Raw genomic sequence first — 742 nt, 5'->3', positions numbered from 1 at the left:
GCAGGCGCTCGCGACGCTCGGCCGCCTTCGCCCGGGCCTGCCGCTCGGCCTCGGCGGCCTGGCGCAGGTTCGTGACCTGCGTCGTCAGCGACGTGGCCCGCTCCTCGTTCGTGCGCAGCGCCAGGCGAGCGTCCATCTCGGCCTTGCGGGCCGTGGACGCGGCCTCGGCCAGGCGCTCCATCTCGGCGGTGTCCGGCTCCTCCTCGGGCGCGGACTCGGCCTGCTCGAGCCGGTCGGCGAGCTCGGCCAGGGACGCCTCGTCCTTCTCGCGGGCCTCCGCGGCCCGGGCACGGGCCGTCTCCAGCCGCTCGGCCTCCGCCTTCGCCGCCGTGACGGTCGAGCCCAGCTGCTCCAGCTTGGACGCGACCGCCGCGACCTCGGCGTCGGACTCGTGCAGCCGCGCCAGCGCCGCCTCGACGCGGTCCTGCGCCTCGGCGTGCTCGGCCTGGACGCTGCTCAGCTCGAAGCGCAGGCGTTCCAGCGAGGCGGTCACGTCGGCCAGCTCCGCGGTGGTCTTCTCGATCGCCGCCTGCACCTCGAGCAGGCTCTGCTGCTTGCCCGAGCCGCCGTGCGCGAAGTGGGCGCCCAGGACGTCGCCCTCGCGGGTGACCGCGGTGACGTCGGCCTCGGCGTGCACGAGCGAGCGGGCCGCCTCCAGGTCGTCGACGACCGCGACCTTGAACAGCAGCCGGGCCAGCGCCGGGCGCAGCGCGTCCGGCGCGTCGACGACGTCGAGCGCAGG

General features: G+C 76.4%; 1 pseudogene. It reads right to left on the bottom strand.

Annotation, left to right across the window (positions count from 1 at the left end):
• Positions 1-742 (bottom strand): annotated as a pseudogene (locus AC2W7G_RS17685) (chromosome segregation protein SMC); the annotation flags it as partial.

This window comes from Aeromicrobium sp. PFPM2_SD2 (assembly GCF_057364525.1).
This window is presented reverse-complemented; position numbering and strand designations above follow the sequence as displayed.